This is a genomic window from Flavobacterium cupreum (assembly GCF_003996965.1).
Classification (GTDB): Bacteria; Bacteroidota; Bacteroidia; order Flavobacteriales; family Flavobacteriaceae; genus Flavobacterium; species Flavobacterium cupreum.
In genome coordinates, this window is the sequence record NZ_QWDM01000023.1 from 1 (window position 1) to 20524 (window position 20524).

Genomic DNA, 20524 nt, shown 5'->3' on the forward strand with positions numbered 1-20524 from the left:
ACCATAATCATAACTATTCCCTTCACCCTTTAGTTCATTATCTAGTTCCTTACCATTAAATCCGTAACGGTATTCTTCGGTGTCGGCATGACGGTTTGGTACCAGCATTCCAAAAGGATAGTAATCTGAGTAACTCACTACGTCCGGTACAAAGGCTGTAAAAGCAACTGTATTTGGTATTGATTCTACACTCGTAGCCACATTGTCTATAGCAAATTTATCAATTATATTGTCTTTTGCTCTGGTACGTAACCATTCGATTACAGTAACACTAGACGTCGCAGTGAATGTTACACTTTGTCTGCCAGAAGCATTATCTGTTTTTTTAATTATTGGGCCCGGACTTGACAAATCTGCTGCTTTAACCGTTATTTCAGGTGTTGCCATCAAATCTAAATCATACGAGATGGTATACTTTTTGCCCGCGGTGGTGCTCATAGCATAAGATACTCCTTTACCCGGGCCATCAGCAGTAATTACTGCTCTATCCGTATTGGTAGCAACGGCCTGACTGTATGTAGTATTCCAATTGCTGTTGGCTCTGATAGTTGCCCATCCTGTAAAATCAAAATTATCAAGGGCTACCTGAATTGGTTCACTACTCGTACGAACAAGTTTTCTATCGGTAATAACACTTAACACGTTTCCTAAATGGTTGGATAACTCATAATTTTTATCTCCAACAAAACGGTAGGAGGTAAGTGGCGTTCCGGCAACGGTGTCGCTTCCTTCTCCCTGATCCTCACCTTCACAGGCATCTCCGATACCATTAGCATTGCTGTCTTCCTGTCCCGGATTTGGTTTTATTCTGCAATTGTCACAAACATCACCATAACCATCTTTGTCGGTATCCACCTGGTCAAAGTTAGGTTTTAATTTACAATTATCACAGGCATCACCAACACCATCGTTATCAGCATCTAACTGATCTTTGTTAATCGTTTTTTTACAGTTGTCACAAATATCACCTACACCATCTTTATCTTCATCTTCCTGTTTCGGATTGAAGGTAAAAGGACAGTTGTCTTCTGTGTTTATATAACCATCTCCGTCTGTATCCTCATCCGGATTTCCACAATACGTTTTTTCAAAACTACTGCCTGACAAGGTCATTGTAATTTTGGTATCAGATAGTGATGTAGTACCTGCTCCTTCGTCCAGTTCAAATTTGTGTACTTTAATATCTTCCGGATCTTCCCCGTTATTGATACTATAGGTAAAGTCACAAATCTGTGAGATAGTGGCCGGATAATTTTGTACTACACCCGGTTGAAATTCAATAGCAGCTTTACCAAGCGTATTGGCCGGTATCTTGATTTTAAGCCCCGAATCACCATTGTCAAATCCTACATTTTCCTGCCCGGTTAATGGCTGGCTTGTTTTGGCAACTGTCGTATAGATATTCCCGTTAATGTTCAGTACGATATCGTAATTGGATGTCGCATTGTTCAATTTAATATCGGCTTTGAAATCCCATTCTTTTTCCGGAATCGAAATACCCTGATCTTCGGCTCTTTCGATTGGTTTCATGGTGTATTCTGTCAAGGTTTCATAATTCCTGAAAGAGAAACGGGTACGCTTCTTCAGTTTGATTACTTTTTTGTATTTGTTATGGTTACGACGATATTTGATTAACGAAATGACTGGTGTATATCCAGTACCGTCTTTTTTGACACTTACTACAATCGAACTTCTGTACCCGAAGGTATTATCACCGGGGAAATTGTCGCCTCCTTCTATCGACGATCCGTGAAGTGTGGCAATAGTAGTCATCCCGGTATTAGAAGGATTAATTTTAAAGTGTGAACTCAATGACACTGATTCTGTTTGCGCGGTTTTATTTTCAAATAAATTGATTCCGTTCTTCGCATCTACAGGCCAGGTCGCAGATTGTGTGTCGATAGTAAATCCTATTCCTGATTTTGCTTTTATATCTGCAGCCACTTGTGCTATGACAGCATTTTTAGCATCTGCAGTAATTACGTTAGAATTTTTAAGGGCTGAAGAAACATCTTTTGTGATTTCTCTTTTTCCTTTTTCTACCCCTAAACGGCTGCTGCCATAAATATCCTGTTCAACAAGATAGTATTTGGTAACGGCACCTTCTTTTACCATTTCGTACGTACTCAGTGTATTTCCTTGTGCATCACGCTCATAATAAGTGGTAGTTGCAGTTGTGCCGCTGCTTACGGTTTTGGCGGTTCTGTTTCCTAGACCATCGTATTCGAAACTGATAATGACCTGATCTGAAAGCCCTTTACTTTTGGTAACAGAAGCTACTTTACCGTCTACACGCCATTTTATTTCGTCCAGATTTTCTTTCGCATCTTTGATTAACTGACCTATTTCATCGTACTCGTAATTTTTCGCACTTTGGCTGTCGATATCAAATGACGTATCATCCGGTTTATTAATGAAATTGGTAAAGGCATTGTTCGGAACCACATCGGTAACATGGTCCAGTTTGTTGGTACCGGCAAGGTAATTATACGTAAGCTGATCCATTTGGGTTGTGTTTAACGCCCCGTTGGCTAAAGGCGCCCAGCTGTTCAGATAAGTGATATTACCATTTTTGTCGTATTTGTAATCACTCTTAAACCCGGTTGCAGGAGAACCGGACAGACCACCTGTGTAGGCAATCGCTTTGGAGTCCATGTTCTTGATACGGTTCAGCTGATCGTACTTGTAATAATTAAACTGAGTCGGGATCGGTTCGTTATTCGTGCCTGACAAGGAAGTGATCATCTCTTTGATATTTCCATTGTACAGGTTCGAAGTCCCTTCCAGTTTTTCCGCTTTGCTGTAGCTAAAAATAGTATTGTCAGGCGTACCAAATCTTGATTTGTAATCGCCTTTATAATAATTCAAAGCAAAACCAAAAGCATCTTTGGCTACGCTCAATCCGTCTTTACCGGCATCATAACCGACACCCAGTCTTTCGGAGTTTACTCCTTTAAGCCAGCCCTGCAGCGTATAAATATAATCTAAGCCCTGTACATTTTTATCTCCGATTTCCACACGGGCCAACGGACCATGTTCGTAATACAAATAGTTGGCTTCTTTTTCCCAGACCACATTGTCTTTACTCGTGTATACTTGTTTGATCCTGTTATCAGCATCGTATTCATAACGGTGTATGAACTGGTCTTGTTCTTTATTTGGCTGGTAGGTTACCTGATTTACATTTCCACTAATCAAATCATAATCATACACCACTTTTTTACGGTCCAGACCTAAAGTTCTTAGTTCTGTATTGTTATTGGTATGGTGAATGAGTTCTTTTACATTTCCGTGTACATCATAATCGTACAATATGGCATTGTCATATTTGTCATATGCTTTGATTGCGGTTACTTCTGAAGCCAGTTTGTCATAATAAAGCACAGCTGTAACTCTTTTATGATTGTTATCGGCAGCGTAAGCGGTAAACCAATTATTTGTATTTTCTACCGGAACGTCATACAACGTTTTGGTGATCTGTTCAAAACTTGCTCCCTGATTATAAGGGAATGCATCTGAAACCGCATCAACAGGAACTAAATCGGTCGTGTTTCCGAATACCAGTCTTCCGTTTTCATTAATCGTAAGCGTAACACCGTCTTTCACTTCAAATTGACCGGCCTCCATAATTCGGCCCAATCCGTCATAACGGGTGTAGCTGAAAAGCGGTCTTGTTTTGATCTGGTTGGCATTTTGAGAAGCTATAATTCTTCCCAAAGCATCGTAGGCAAATCGGGTTTCGCCTCCGTCCGGCGTTTTTTGCCATACCAGTTGGTTTAAGGAATTATAACGGTATTGCGTTTGCATTTTATGTTCCGGAGCAACTGCTACGCCATTGACAAAGGCTGTATCTGTTTTTTCCGGATTGTTGGCTCTCACGTCTTTTATCGCCTCATCTGAGGTTGGTTTTAAGCGGTCTACTCCCTCAGGCGGAACCGTTTGTGTAAGATTTCCGGCCTGGTCATAGTAGTATAAAGTATATTGGTATTCTTTGTCTGCAGCAGTCTGAGTCAGCGTTTCTGTTACGCCTTCTAAGGCAGCAGCAAGATAGTTTTCTTTAAACTCTTCTTTTTTGTTGGCAAAGAAAGCTGCTTCAATTTCTTGTTTATTGGCTGCTTTTACAGAAGCCGCGTACAGTTCACATGGTGTTTTTGTGATGGTTTCATCCGGGATTTCCAGGCTAAAAGTCGGAACCATGACAGCAGGTGCACAAATTTTGTTGGCAATAACATAACGGTCTGCAAACTGCATCCATACTAATGATTCTTCGGTAGGATTTACTTTTTGTCCTTCGATGTAAGCGTAGTATTCATTGATAACAGCACTTGTTGCTGTATTTCCGTATCTTAATTTAGTAGAACCAAATTCACTGATGGTTACAAACAATGGATTCTTAACACTTGTAATTTCCATTTTGGCCAGGTACTGTAAATAATCAGAACTGATATAGCCAAAGTTTGCTTCACAGAAATATTTAGGATTGATATCCATGTTTTCCGTTAATTTATAATCCGGAACCTGCATGCTGATTACAGAGGCGAAGGTACGCCACTTGTCACCACACACTACAGGAGCAACTACACTGGTAATACATACATCAGAACATTTGAAAGTCGGAACTTCCGCTTCAATGGACTGAACTGCTTTGCTTCTTCCTGTTTTTGACGATAACGCCATTTTGTTATTCTGGAATTCTACTTCTCCGTCTTTAGAAATAGTAACATACAAATCGTCTGAACTGTCTGCTTTTTTGCTGGTGGTTTTAGGCGGATACGTTTCCGACACAAAAGGACAGAAGGCTACGGCAGGAGCTTTGGCTTCTGAACTTGTTATTTTCGTAAAGGTATAATGCGAAATTTTACCCCCTTTTTGTGTGATGGTTCTGTTCTGACTGTCTACAAAGTTAATGACAAAAGATAAATCACTTGTCACGTCTATGTAGTTGATACGTCTGGCATTTTTTAGATTGATATCATAAAAGTTGATGAAATTCTTGTTGTAAACCGAACCTGAATTTTCATCAAACGTGATGCTTACCAAAGTATTTTCCGCAATGATAGAATATTTATCGATCACGACCGGACGGAAATTGTTCTCCGTATATCGGGTTCTTTCTTTTTGGAAGTGCGATACTAATTTAGAATCTCTCACAAAAGTATTCACCAAACTGTTTCCTGATACGCTTCCTGCTTTGTAGAAGTCCCCTTCAGCATTAATCTCATGGTTTCTTGAGATTAAGAAATCGTTTAACAGGTTTTTTACATTTGTTTCATACGCCAATTCCTCAGCGGCAACCACATTACACGAGATTACAGGCGTGTAGTTGTTACATGGTTCCTGATTCGGGTTGGGTGTGTTAACACAGTTGTCGCAATTATCATAAATTCCGTCACCATCTGTATCTATAGTACCACAATTTCCACCACCGCCACAGGCGTCACCTAAACCATCTCCATTATAATCCCATTCTCCACAAGGCGAACAACAGGTTAAATAAAGCGGTCTGTTGGTATTTCCGGACGTGATTCTTCCCGTTACTTGTCTGCTTGAAAACAAAAGACCTCTTCGGGTTGTGATTCTAACCAGGTTATAACCGCCCTGTAAATTTCCGATTGAAATATTCGTAATACGGTCTGTTCCTAAAGTGTAGCTTCCTGTATTAAGGGCAACACGTTTGCCATCATTAACAAAAATGGAAATACCTTCTGAAGTATTTCTCCAGGTTACCACATCATTTTCCTTAACGCCTAAATACGTATACAAATAACCATCTGTAAAAACAGGATTTTTCGTAATATCTAAACTGGCATTTCTAATTTGTCCTGTGGCCTGAAGATTGAGTACCAGTTTTCTAAAAGATTCATCGAATTTATCTTTTTTATCACAAGGTGCTGTTGCTAAATAAGAACATTCTCCAACGTTTGCTTTAGTAGTACCTTCAATAATTACTTCTTCCGGAGATTTACAATCAGAACTTGTTCCACTTCTTTTTACAAGCGCGATAATCTGGAACCTGTAGGTTTTGTCCACCATATCATAAGATCCCGGGATGTAATATACCGTTTTGAATCCAACGATATCCTGCCATCCTGGTGCATTTACACTGTTTCCACAGGCATCGTGATAGTCGGAGGTATTGTTGGTAAAACGCAATTCGATTGGTGTTGCAATATCATTGCCTAAATAGGTAAAACCAATGTTTAAAGTTCCCGAAGCATCTTCGAAAGCTTTTATTTTCGGTGTTTCTGAAGCGGTCTGTAAATTAAAGGTTGGGTTAACCTGCGCATTGAATAAATTTTTAGTCAGATACGGCATGCTGGTCGTCTTGAAACCATTGATCAATAATCCCTGACTTTGAATTTTACGGTCTACTAATCCCTGAAGAAAATATTCCATTTCAAATGCCATTGGACATTTTCCGGTTTCCATAAACATCGCTGCTTCCGTACTTGCTTTAATATCGGCCAGGGCCTGTGCATCACTAAGAGCAGAGTCATATCCATAATCGGCAGGTACAAATCTTTTTTCTTTGGTTTTGTACAAAGCAGAAGTTTCTTCGGAACAAGCCCATTCAATTCCGTCACTTCCTGCAGGTTTAGCGGGTTGATCAGAAATGGGGTCTATTAATTTCGTAAGTCTTCCATAATTAGTTGGATTTCCAACGGTTGTATATTTTTTAAACAACGTAACAAAGGTATCTGAGCTTTCAGGATTACCGATGCAATCATTGTAATTGTTGTTTTTACTTGCAAAAATATGAGCAAAAACGGTTCTTGTTTTTTGTTTTAAAGCAATATAATTCGTTTTGAAATTGCTCCATACCTGTTCTTTGATTGGATCTGTCAGGGTGGTATTAATCTTGTTCAGTAATTGGTCCTGACTCAGGTTTACGAAATCTTCGTATACAGATTCCGGAGCAATTCCATTCGTGTACACGGCAAAGTAATAAGAGGCCTGAAGCATGTTCAGTCTCTTTCCGTTGCTCATCACAATACCATCAAAATTGGTCGTTAAGGCTTCTCTCATTAAATCCCTGCGGAGTATAAAGTCGTCCTCGGACTCTAAATTGTTTTTAGAAATATAATATGGATCGCTATTATCATTTACAACATCAACTTTTGTTAACAGGGAATTGATTATTCCTGTTGGTGTAAAGATGCTATTGTCTTTAACGATATTATTTTCACTGTCGTAGTAATGGATGTCTCTTATTTTTTCATCAAATCCATCTGAGTTATCGCCAATGGTATTGAATTTTTCACATATGGCTTTATTGTAAATGTAATATTGATATTCCGGGTGGTATGGTAATAACGCATTGGCCCACTCAGGTTTCCATAAGGGTACAAAATTGGCCACATAACGCAGGTATTGCGGCTCCACTAAAAATACATTCGGATCGTCACTTTCAGGGTCACGGTCTGCTTCTGTTACAACAGCAGCATCTACCAATTCCGGACTATAAAGGTTTTCTCCCACTAATTTTACACGGATTTTAGATATGGTCTCGTCTTCTCCATGCCTGTAATGACCTCCAACAGGTTTTCTCCAGTTGTAATTGGAAACTTTAATTTCTACCACTTCCTTCGTATCCGGAACGGTATCCATTGCAGTGGTGTAGCCAGCGTATAAAAATTGGTTCTGATCGTTGAAAATACTTAGCGGGTCTGTTATTTTGCTCTTTGAAGGATCGTTGATTTCGTCGTCTTCAGATTCTAAACCATCCACGGAACCGTATTGGCCATGCGGACTCACATCCCCTAATAAATTTTGCAGGTTAAGATTACAAACATTCACCGGTTGTGCGCACAATTCACGACAGCCCGACAATAAACTTCTGAATTCAAGTTTAAAGGCATTTGCTTTCGTATTGATCTGAGTTTGCGTCAGGGTAGAAGCAGCATTAGAATCAGTATACTGAGATCCGTTATGCTTAATAGTACTTATCGCAAATTCGGCATTTAGGTTTTTAAGAATGTACTGTTTTTCGGCATCCACAATATACGATTCTCTTTCGCTGGTTTTTCCAAGCGAAGAAGGATCTGTTGAAAGTTTCAGTTTAAAAGCATCACACTGTTCTATGGTAAGATTGTCACATACCAATGATTCTTCACAGCTTTTGCAGGTTACGTTACAATCTTCCTCTTTGATATCCGGTTCTAACCCCGAATAGTCCGGAAGACATTTTTTATCGAGTACCAATTGAGCGATATAATCATTGGCATATCTGTTTAAGACATCGTGATCTACTTTAAGATCTTTGCTTAAAGGATAGGTTCCGACTTTTAAGAACTGACCATTATTTAAGCCTTTGTATTCTCTTTTTGCAATCGTCAGGGCAACCGGGGCAAAAGTACTGATACTCTCTGTTCCGAATTTTGCACGCAACGGATCAGCTCCTACAAGTAATTCGTCGGCACAGTCATTTTTCATACCCATCGACCAGTCATACACAAACGGATATTGTTTTCCGGTCAGGCATAAGTCGGTATAAGAACCCACTGTTTTGGTCAGGGTGTAGGCAAATGTAGTTTCACCTTCTTTCACCACCGACACAGGAACGTTTAATCTTATTCCGTCTTCTTCTATACCGGCAACTCCTGAAGAATATTTATCGTTGTTCGATAATAAATTGGTAGTTGTGATCAGATGCAGATTATCCTTGGTTTCATCGTCTAAAGACACCAGATTTCCTTTGTTGTCTCCAATAAGGGCAGTCGCCACGGTTCTTCCTTGCGGATCCACATAGGTAACGCTGGCCTGGCTGTTCGGGTCGATTACAATATTTTTTTTGTAACGTTTGAAATCACCAACTTTATATCCAAAAAGACGGTTTAGTTCTTCCTGTTTTGGCTGACCGTAGAAATATAACATTTCATGGCCGCTTCCAATCTGGTGGTCTAATCCTACGCCTCCTTTTCTTTTGATTCTTCCTGTATTATCAGGCGTATATTCTACCTGCGAGAACGGATATCCGTTTGCATTTGGAACAAAATCCTGAAAATTATCAGCAACAGCATTATTCTCTGAATAATAGTTACCTGCACCATTTGCATTCGACATTTTGGAAGCCGGTACCGGAGTACAGTCCAAAACACTCGGGTTATCCCAGTCGAAGTCATTGTGGGAATAAATTGTGTTCCCCATGTTTTTATTGAGGTCATTATAATAATGAATTCCCGATGAGTTAACAGGCGCCGGCAGTATCTCTACAGCTGGTCTTCCCTGTGTGTCGTAGATTACCTCTCCAACAATGGCTTTTCCCTGAGTATCGACTAATTGTCCGCCGGAAAGTTCTTTTCCTTCTGTATTGGTCTTGGTTACAGTCTGACGGTTACGTAAACTTCCGTCGAAATAACTTACGACCTCTTTCTTTTTTCCGTCTTCGGCAAAAGAAGCCTGGTATTGCCAGTTCTTTTTACCCAATTCGTGTGGCTGGTCTATTTCAACCACGTTCTTCCAATCACTTATGTTTGTAAAGGTGTCGGTCAAACCCGAAGACCACATTCCGTAATAGTTTTTAGCAATATTATCCAGAAAGCGTCCAACAGGTCTTACCCTGTATACCAGATAACCATTGGAATACACCAACGGAATTCTGTACCCCAGTTCTTTTGTCTGGATTCGGGTACTGTTTTGTTTGAAATCCTGTTCGGTTAAGGCAATTTCAGCCGGCATTAATTTACTGCCGTCTCTTTTGTAGTTGTCAATCCACGTCCATTCCAGTTCGTATTCTACTGCAGGGGCAACAAGGTCTTTGGTCCAGTTGATGATTAACTCATCTGCACCGTCACTTACTTTAGAAACTACAGTTCCTCTTGTCGAATTGTACTTTACAAATTGGTGCGTAAGCGGAAGCACAGAGGTAAACTGTGTATTGCTCAATTGCATGTTGTAATAGCGTTCGGTATTAAACTTCAGCTCCAGATAGGCCGGAGCATTCGTGATATTGATTTCAGTGGTACCATCGGCGTCAAAATATTTGATCGATTCAACGATGACCTCTGCTTTATGAACGCCCGGTAAACGGTATATGGCGTAATCGTCAAATTTCTTTTCTTTTGTTGCATAATCGTGTTTGATTTTTAAGGTCAAAGAATTCTGGAACGTTTTTACCGCTCCGGTCTTGTCCTTATAAGTAGTAATCGGGTTTCCGTTTTTATCAAGCGGAATCACCGTTAACACGACCTGGCTGTAATACACACTTGCAAAAGCGGCGCTGTTAGTCGTCTCATCAGCAAAACCAAAATGAATGGATACTCCCGGGTTTACAGAAGTAAAGACATTTTGCTTGTCGATGTCGGCAATTTTAGAGTCTGTTACTTGCAGCTTTGGCTTTCCGCTCAGTTGATTGCCCTGTTTTTTATCTCCTAAAGTTTCTTCCTGCTGGCTGAAAGCGAACAATGAAAACAGTGTAAATACAAATGCTATTAGATGCTTGTTGATATACATATATCTATTTTTTATTTTATTTATTGGAAACTCTTTGATCGATAATCTCGTACTTTTTCAATCTTTCGGCTAAAATGATTTCTTTTTTGGCCGATGTTGTAAAATAGGTCTTGCTATTAAAAATCGAAGCGTTAACCGGATTTCTGTTATAATTCGTATTGATAATCTCTAATCTCGGATAATGTGGATCCGGGCTTCGGTAATCTTTCGAAAAATTGACTACTGTACTGTAATAAAAGGTCTGTTTTTGTATTAAAAAGCCTTTTGTAATCTGTACGATAATCTTAGAATAGGGAAGACTCGAGTAGGGTTTGGCTACCAGGGTTATTTCCCAATAGGTTTTGCGATCAACAAATTTTTCAATTTTGCAGAGAGCCAGCAGCGGTTTCATATCAAAATCCCCGGCGTAATTGGGGACCGGATCTGAAATCTCCAGGGCTTTCTCCGGATGGCTTATTTTCAGATAAACGGTTTTTGAATTCAGTATTTCGGTCTCGCCGACTTTGGTATAGACTTCATTTCCCGCATTCTTATAATAAGTGCCTTTGTAACTTTCCTCGATTTTTTTGGAATCGAAATCCTTGTACAGGGCATAACTGGATTTGTATTGTAAAGGCTGGGCAAGGCTGTATTGCTTCGCTACTTTCTGAAAAACCTCGTTTACCGTCTGTGTATGTGCTAAACAACAAGTGAATAAAACCCATACGTATATTATTTTTTTACAGAACATACTATTATTGGGTTATATTAATTACACTACCGGAGCGGGTTTCCTGAATGGTTTTGATCCCTTTTGCGGTTTCTTTCTTCACACGAACCAGGCCGCCTTCATTATCGTACTCGTAAAAAGTACTGTAATTGTTTTCATCCAGTTCCGACATCAGTTTGAAGGTTACAGGATCATAAACAAATGATTTGACACTTCCCCGTAACGGATGAATTCTGATATCATCAAAATACACCGGGATACTCGGGCTCATGTTTTCCAGCTCGATTGCCATGGTAATGGTTGCTGTTGGTATTTTGAATTTCTTCACGACACGCTGCCAGCCGTCGATAATATCACCATTTGCTTTTACTACTAATGAATCAATTCTTTGGGCAGGGATGTCCAATGCTTCTTTATTGTTATAGAAAACGATTTTGATTATTGGGTTTTCGTAATTCTTTACTTGTATAAAAGACTCTTCTTTTACCCAGGCACTCAGGATATATTCTTTTCCCGGTTCCGGTTTGAAAGAGAAACAGTCATCACAGAAATCTTTTATGGCAGCAGTTCCGCAGACTACTTTTCCATCGGCTAATTTATCTGAGAAATAGGTTTCATCTGAAGCCAGTAATTCAAAATTATCGTGTCCGTAATACGTACCCACCGTAAACTGATTGATGTCTGATAACGGGAATTCAGTTGGTGAAAGATCCAACAGGTACTGTAAGGATTTGGTAAGCCATGGTGTTGTTCTTGCTGCCAGATTATCTTTAGGCGCTAACGACGGATTGTAATTAGGATCCTGATCTCTTGGTATGCCCTTACTGGTATACGAAGCCCTGTCAATGTAGAAACCGTTTTCGATACCCACTACATATAAGTGAGGCAGTTTTGGTTCTGTTTCTGCTTTATTATTGTTGTTGAACTTTTTAAAGGTGGCTCTTAAACCAGCAACATCATCCGTTTGTGCACCATCGGTTACCATGATCACAAAAGTTGGTTTCATCTGATAGGCTAAAGCGCCATCCAGTCCACTTTTCCAGTAATCGGAAGCCTGGCTGATTCCTTCTTGTTTCCCGTATCGTTTTCCTAACTTATCGATCCAGTCGTTAAACAAGCCTACATTGCTCATTGTCATTTTAAGAGGAGCAATAAAATCCGTTCTTGTATTTAAATCACTATCCGACATACCGGTGATGGAAACATGAATATTAGATCCGATATCGTCGTTGGTTTTGGCTTGTTGCAGCACAAATGATTTTAATTGTTTTTTGATTTTATTGAATTCGGTTGCATCAATAGAACCTGATTCATCTATAACAAGCGCGACATGCGATACACAAGACAATTCCTTAGGACAGAAATCAATATTTTTAACGTGACCGTCTTTCGTATTTGGAATACCATTGTTATACGTAATTGTTACAGTAGTTGCTGTAAGGGCATCCTCATATTTACTTAAATCAATTGCCAGAATCGATCCCGTAGCAGATTTAGGAAGATAGACATCACTTTCCGTAGCGGTTTTGGTGAAAGAGAAGCTTATAGCACTGCTGGTATTGATAAAATTGTAGATCATGGCAGTCTTCTCCGTAGTATACGGAGCCATTGCTGCAATCTCTTTGTGTGCATACACGTTTACATCACTGCCGTTTGGAGCGGTTGCCAGTTTACTAATCATGGTAATAAACAAACGGTGCATTTCCGGAGAAAGTGGATTGTCTTTGGTACAGGAAATAAACGGTACACACTCGTCAATCGTAATATTTTTGGTAAATAAGCTCACACATTGTGATGCTCCGTTGGCTACTAATTCAATTACATAGTCTCCGGGAAGCTCTGGTGTGAAAGTATAAAGGCCTGTTCTGTTGGTTACGGTATTGACAATATTTCCTGAAGAATCGGTACTCGTCCAGGTATAGTTCAGATTCGTAGATGTTGTTTCGAAAGCAAAATCAACCGGTTCTTTTGCACAATATCTGTCTACCACTTTAATGGCTTTCGTGAATGTGGTCGAACATTGATTAGCGTCTTTCACAACTAAGGTCACCACATAATCGCCAACTTCCGTAAAGGTATAGGAATACGATCCTTTAGTACTGGATGGCATTGTGTTTATCGGGGTTCCGACTGCTGTTGCTGCAGACCATTCGTATGTTAGACCAGTAGCAGTAGTTTCGAATGAAAACTTGCTTTGGGCATTGGTATAGAATTTTTCTGCGGTTGATTTTAAAGTTCCCGGTGCTGATGGACAGTTTGTTATTTGTAATGTTATGGCCTCTCTTTCTAAAATTAGCGGTGACATATCAGGATTAGTAATATGATACGCTTTACAAGTATATACCCCGGCATCTGAATCGGATAAATTGTTAATTGTGTATGTTTTATTAGTAGCACCTGTAATTTCACTGCCATTTTTGAACCATTGATAAGTATCTAATTCGTGAGATCTGTTATCCGTGTTTAAAAACATATCTAAAACAACAGAACTTCCTGAATTTTTATTAATTGTTTCTAAATTTCCAATTTTTGCCTGAGGTGAGAAATTGAATGTTGTTTTTGTAGCTTTATATGATGGGAACTGATCTATAAAATCTATAAAACGTAAATTATTATTATTAATCTTTAAAAATTTTAAATTAGAAAGTGATGTTAAGTTTGAAAATGCTCCGGTTAATTTATTAGAACTCAGATCAAGATTCACTAAAGCAGTAAAGCCTCCTACGTTTAAATTAAAGTTTCCTTCCAATAAATTATTATTTAGAAGTAATGCAGTAACTGATTGACAATTTGAAATTTCATTTGGTATTGTTCCTTGTAGCAGATTATATGATAAATCTACTGTACGAAATGATGAAGAGAGTCCAAAAGTGGAAGGAATATTTCCGGATATTTTATTTCTGTTTAGATATAAAAAGTTAACATTAGTATTTTCCCCCATATCAGAAGGAAGACCAGTTAAATTGTTATCTGTTATTGATATTAAAAAAAGTTTAGGTGCTTTAAACAAGGACGAAGGTATTGTTCCGTATAATAAGTTAGTGTTAAAATTTATCTGTTGTAATGAAGTTGCATTTCCTAATTCAGTCGGAATACTTCCGGTAATTTGATTGGTTTGCAGGGCTAGTTCTTTCAAATTTTTCAGATTCCCTAATTCGGGAGGTAATGTTCCGGATAGTTGGTTACCACCTAGATAAAGTAATTGCAATTTTGTTGCTCCTTCAATTTCATGAGGAATACTTCCAGTAAGTTGATTATCTGATAAATATGCAAATAATAATTCCGGCATAGCACCAATTTCAACGGGTATATGTCCTGTTAACTTATTGTTGTTTATTTGTAAATTGTATAAAACTTTTAGATCTCCAATCTCTTTAGGAATTCCTCCTGTTAGATTATTGGCATTTATATCTAAACGTCTTAGATACGGTAAATCTTTAATTTCCGATGGAATTGGACCAGTAAGATTATTTGAAGATAAAATTATTTCAGATACATGCCCATTATTAAGACGTATTCCATACCAGCCACCGGCTGCTCCCGAGAAATAATCAACAACGGGATTGTCGAAATTCCAACCTGTTTTATTTCTCCAGGTTGCCCCACCTGTACTATTATAAAATGCCATTAAGGCGTTCTTTTCACTTTGAGGTATATCTGTAACAGCAGAGGTACGTGAAGTATAATTTTTTAGTAAAAGTTTTGACTCCGCTTTTGCTATAATTTCTGCATCTGTTTTTCTCATTTCAGTATATTGATGTATTTGAATTTCTCGCATACGAGAAATCTCAGGATTCAAATCGTGATCCTTAACACCATGCTCTTTTAAAGAAGCGGTTACTCTGGCTACATCAAAACCAATCGTTGCATCACTCAAATCCTGTGCAAAGGACGCCAATGAACAAAACACCATACAAAGAGTGGTTAGCCAGTATTTTTTTATTTTAAGATTGTTTGCCATAATCTAATTTTCTTTTTTTTATAACTACTTGTCCGTTAAAACAATTAGTGTTTTTTATCTTAAGTGAGTTATATTTTTGAACTAGAGTTTGTTGAACTTTGACCTGTTTTTTTTGCCTGTGCAGTTGCTTTTTTGACAATGTTGATCACACCGGTAATTGGAATACATTCTGCGATTGGACAAAAATCAATATTGCGAACATATCCGCCGGAACCGTTAGTTCCGTTGCTATAATTGGTCGTAACAGCAGTGGTGCCCTGTGCACCGAAATACTTACTTAGATCAATACTTGTAATTGCTCCCGAGGCAGATTTTGGAATGTACACATCATTTTCAGCTCCGTTTTGAGAAAACGTAAAGGTTACAGCCGCATTTGAATTACTGAAATTGTAAATGCTGTTGGTTGTACCTGCCACATAAGAAGATAAAGCGATGATCTCATTACGGGCATACACGTTTGCATCTGTTCCGTTTGGAGTACTTACCAGTTTCGTGATTAAATTGATGAACAAACTGTGTATTTTTTGTGTAATAGGATTGTTTGCCGTACAGGAAACAATTGGTGTACAATCTTCTACGGTAATGTTTTTCGTAAATAACGTTTTACAACTTGTTGCCGTATTTACGATTAATTCTACTTCATATTCACCACCAAGTTGCGGTGTAAAAGTATAAAGGCCTGTTGTGTTTGTAACCGTATGTACTATAGTACCCGAAGCGTCTGAACTGTTCCAGGTATAAGTTAATCCCGGAGTAGTGGTTTCAAAGCCAAAATTTATGGGTTCTTTTGCACAATATCTTTCGACAATGACCTGAATAGTTTTTGTAAATGTTGTCGCACACCCATTGGCATCTTTCGCAATTAAGGTTACTATATAATCCCCGGCTTCTGAAAAAGTATAGGAATAGGATCCAATTGTATTGGATGGTGCTGCATTTACGGGAGTTCCTGCCGCTGTGGCGATAGACCACTCATACGTTAAACCGGTAGCCGTAGTTTCGAATGTGAAACTGTTTGCGGCGTTGGTGTGGAATTTTTCCGTGGCTGCTTTTATACTTCCTTCTACTATCAGACAGTTTGTTATCTTTAATGTAATGGGTTGTCTCTCTAAAATAAGATTTCGATTTGCTATTGCTGCATTTGTAATTTGAGGATGTGTCGATAAACAGTAATAATATCCTGCATCGGCCAGCTTTAAATCCGATATAGTAATTTGTCTCGATTCATCCTGAGAAATTAGTACCCCATTAGGATAAGCCCCTTTATACCATTTAAATTTATCACTGTCGGTATATCTGTGAATTCCATCATCAGACATGGATAAAGTTATAGAACCACCTGTACCACGATTTATTGTTTCAGCCAGATCTGTTTTTGCCTGAGGGGCATAACGAAAACTAAAAGCAGCAAAGCTGCTATACTTAGAAAAAACAGGTTCTATATCAATAAATCGGAAGTAATTTTCAGAAATATCCAAATAGTTTAACTTAGGAGAGGCTAAATCAATAAGGGGACCACTGAGTTTATTTTTGGCTACATTTAAGGAAGATAAATTACTTAACTGGCTAAAGCCGGAAGGTATTGAAACAATTGAGTTTGATTGACATCCAATCGTTTGTAATGAATTTATACCCGATAACACTGAAATGTCTGTTATCATATTAATTGTAGCAGTGAAAAAAGATAATTTTTGTAATGCTGAGAATTCAGAAGGCAGAGGGCCTTCTAGCTTATTGCTGTCGATTTCCAGAGAGTTTAAATTTACCAGATTACCTAAAACTTTCAGGTTGTTTTTCAAGCCATGTCCTTGTAATCTTAAAGAGGTCAGATTCGTTAAGTTTTTAAAACTTTCCGGAACTGATCTGTTATTATAATCCAAAGATCCTGCCTTATTAAAGTTATTCCAGGTTAATGCCAAAGTTGTCAATGTAGGAATTTGCCCAAGAATACTGTAGTCTCCTTCTAATTTATTAAGATATAAATCTAATGTTAGTAACTTCGATAATTTATAAAAATCTTCAGGAAAACTACCACTTATATTGTTAGTGGATGCGGTAAAAACTTGTAAATCTGTTAACTTCATTAGTGATTGAAGATTTCCATCAAGGTTACATGACTGTATATTTAATAGTGATAGTTTTGTCGATTCACTGAATGTATCAATATTTCCTCCCTGTATTTTGTTTCCCTGAAGCCATATTGCTGATAGCTCTGTTAAAGCATTTAGATTTGGTAAAACTCCCGTTAAATTGTTAGAAGATAAATTCAGCATTGTAACCCTTCCTGCACCATCTACACTAACTCCAGCCCAATCCCTTGTTACTACTGAATTAGGATCATTTACTGGCCAGGCGCCTTGATTATTTTTTGTATTTGTCCATGCAGCGCCATTAGTGCTGTTATATAAAGCAATTAAAGCTGCTTTTTCCTGGGCAAGAATCTCTGGGCTGGCTAATGTTGTCTTACCTGTGTTTGCTTTTTTACTTTGCTCAGATTTAATTTTTTGTGAAATATTATTTTCTATTTTGCTAGTTTCCAAATACTGACGTTTTTGTGCCTCACGCATCATAGAGATTTGAGCCTCCATATCCTGATCTTTAATGCCGTGTTGTTTTAAAGCAACATTAGTTCTGGCTGCATCAAAACCAATCGCTGCATCACTTAAATCCTGTGCAAAAGAAGCCAGTGAACAAAACACCATGCAAAGCGTAGTGATCCAGTATTTTTTTATTTTAAGATTCTTTACCATAATCTGATTATCATTTTTATAACTACTTGTCGGTTAAAACAATTAGTGTGTTTTTATCTTAAGTGTGTTATATTTTTGAACGATTGCCTGTTGAACTCTTACTTGCTCCATTTGAAGGAATAATAGTCATCTGACCAATAGCCGGTAAACAGTCTGCAGCAGGGCAGAAATCAATATTTCGAACAAATCCGCCAGCAGGATTATTCGATCCGTCGCTATAATTGGTAATGACCTCAGTAATTTGCTGCGAACCGAAATATTTGCTTAAATCAATACCTGAAATCGTTCCGGATGCAGATTTTGGCAGGGATACATCATTTGAAGCTCCATTTTGCGTGAAAGAAAAACTTACAGCAGCATTGGTGTTTACAAAATTGAAAATTCTGGTTCTTGAAGTCGAGGTATACGAAGCCAATGCTATAATTTCATTACGGGCATACCTGTTTACATCCGTTCCGTTTGGTGTAGTAACCAATTTATTGATTAAAGCAATAAATAAACTGTGTACTTTTGGTGTCATTGGACTGTTTTGTGTACAGGAGACAGGGTTGCCATTACAACTTGTTATTTGTACATATTTCGAAAACAATGTAACACAATTCTCGGCATTGGTTGTCGCCAACCGGATCTCATAATTTCCGGCTGTAGGAGGCGTGAACGTATAGGTGCCTGTTGTGTTTGTCTGTGGATTAATAGTTTGTCCTAGAGTATCAATAGCTTTCCATTCATAATTTAAAATCGTATCAGCTGTTTCAAATTTAAAAGTATAGGGCGTGTTCTCACAATGTGTATCACGAACTGATATAAGACGGCTGAAAGTTTTGCTGCAGCCTGTTGGGTCTTTAGCGGTTACTGTAACAAAGTAAGTGCCCTCATATTTAAATTTATAGATATAGGGGACCGTGATATCAGGATCACTCGTATTGATTATTTCTCCGCTTTCTAATGCGACAGCCCAGCTATACGTTAAATTTGTTGCAGTTGTAGTAAATTTAAAAGGAACGTCCTCGTGTGTAAATACAGTTTGGGAACGATTATCGATAAAGCCAATTATTGCCGGATCACAGGTAACTCCTGTTCCCGGGCAAAAATCAATATGTCTGATTTGTGAACCAAAATCACAATACTCCAGATCAGAACCATCTTTCTTTTTACTCATTTTTCCTCCGCCACTGTATCTGCTTTTACAGGAAGTTATAAATTGCTCTGAAGTCATGTATTGACCCAAATCAGTATAGATGGAATCTCTTATAGTTTTTTTAAGCTGTTCTATAGTTGTTTTTTTCGAATCATATCCAATACCCCAACCAATTACAGCATCAACATCATATTCTCTGTCCGGAGAAAATGAAAAACGGGCTCCCACAATTTTTTCTCTGCCACTTACTTCAGTATATTTTCGTGATGTTGATACATAATTATATATTTTATCCTTTCGCCCATTTGTGATATAGGGTTTTAATGCTATAAATTCTGCGGTTGGTGCACTCGCATTAATCTGAGCATCTGTTTCTCCCTGAATAGATCTCGAAATAAGGTTTACTAATAAATCTTCATATAAAGCTTTTACTTTTTGGGATTTTGGATTATCATTCGTACAAGAGTCTGTAATTAAACATACGATACCTTGAACCATATCTGTTTCACATCCGTTAGAGGGGTCCGTAATTTTTAAGTGGAGTTCATATTCTCCCCCTGAAGGTAAGGTCATAGGAAAGCTGGCTTCTTCTGAAGTGCCTATTGAAATTCCCTTAGGATTAAAAAGTTCCCATTTATAGGTAAAATCTTCCGCTGGTTTTCCGTAAGAATAGAAAGATAAATTATTAGATTCGTTAGCGTAAATTTCTAAACCGTTATCGTAGGGAGATTTATCTGTGGCTATATATCCTGATCTTTCTTCTGAATTATAAATACAAGGTTCAATTGGCGTTATCAACTGGGTTAAATTAGTAATACAGCCCCTAAGGTCTTTGGCTTCTAATTCTATTCTGTATTCCTCAATAGAAGTAAATGTTACTGGAAAAGTCGATTGCGTTCCAGTAGTGATTAATGTTCCTGCAGCATTATACAGTTTCCAAAGAAAAGTAAAGTTTGCAGCATTGTATCCGATGGGATTACTTAATACCATAGGCGTTTCAACATGTAACGGAATTCCCCTCCAATAGGTTTCTATATCGAAAGAACCCTGAAAACGATCTTCAGCTGGTACAATGCAGGCATTAGGATCTCTTCCTGTGATTGTTTTTTCATAATAGGAACAACCTTGAGAATTGGTAACCTTTATGGTAACTTTATAATTTTCCGCTCTGGTTAACATAATTGGGAAATTAATTGTATTTCCTGATTTAACGAAGGTCCCATTGGCGTCATATAAATTCCATTCATAGGTTAAGCCTGAAATAGGACTGCCATAACTTCCATACGTAAGATTTACCGCAGTGTTAATAAGTGTTCCTCTGGGATCCCCGTAAACATCATTTGTGAAATAAATTTCACCTCTTCGATTCCATGAATCGGTACATTCCTGCGCAAAAGAAGCCAATGAACAAAACACCATACAAAGCGTGATTATCCAGTATTTTTTTATTTTAAGATCGTTTACCATAATCTAGTTATCTTTTGTTTTTTATGCTGGTGTTTTTCATAGACACC

Annotated in this window: 5 protein-coding genes; all 5 read right to left on the minus strand. The window is 38.2% G+C overall.

The window, feature by feature from the left end; genetic code table 11:
* On the minus strand, positions 1–10452 hold a 10452-nt coding region (locus tag D0817_RS23315), incomplete at its 3' end, for a thrombospondin type 3 repeat-containing protein (protein ID WP_193555369.1).
* 16 nt (positions 10453–10468) lie between these two features.
* A complete protein-coding gene (locus D0817_RS23320; RefSeq protein WP_127340751.1) occupies positions 10469–11182 on the minus strand; it encodes a LolA3 family protein in 714 nt (237 codons plus the stop codon).
* A gap of 4 nt (positions 11183–11186) precedes the next feature.
* Entirely contained in the window at positions 11187–15122 is a 3936-nt protein-coding gene (locus D0817_RS23325) for a VWA domain-containing protein (RefSeq protein WP_127340752.1), read from the minus strand.
* A gap of 68 nt (positions 15123–15190) precedes the next feature.
* Positions 15191–17872 carry a hypothetical protein gene (locus D0817_RS23330; protein WP_127340753.1) on the minus strand — a complete coding sequence of 894 codons (2682 nt, stop codon included), beginning with the start codon at positions 17870–17872 and terminating at the stop codon, positions 15191–15193.
* 67 nt (positions 17873–17939) lie between these two features.
* Positions 17940–20477, minus strand: a complete 2538-nt coding sequence (locus D0817_RS23335) for a PKD domain-containing protein (protein WP_127340754.1) — start codon at positions 20475–20477, stop codon at positions 17940–17942.
* Positions 20478–20524: the final 47 nt, after the last annotated feature.

Coding starts and splice junctions, on each gene's coding strand:
- D0817_RS23320 (WP_127340751.1), bottom strand. CDS start 11,182: ATGTTCTGTAAAAAAATAATATACGTATGGGTTTTATTCACTTGTTGT.
- D0817_RS23325 (WP_127340752.1), bottom strand. CDS start 15,122: ATGGCAAACAATCTTAAAATAAAAAAATACTGGCTAACCACTCTTTGT.
- D0817_RS23330 (WP_127340753.1), bottom strand. CDS start 17,872: ATGGTAAAGAATCTTAAAATAAAAAAATACTGGATCACTACGCTTTGC.
- D0817_RS23335 (WP_127340754.1), bottom strand. CDS start 20,477: ATGGTAAACGATCTTAAAATAAAAAAATACTGGATAATCACGCTTTGT.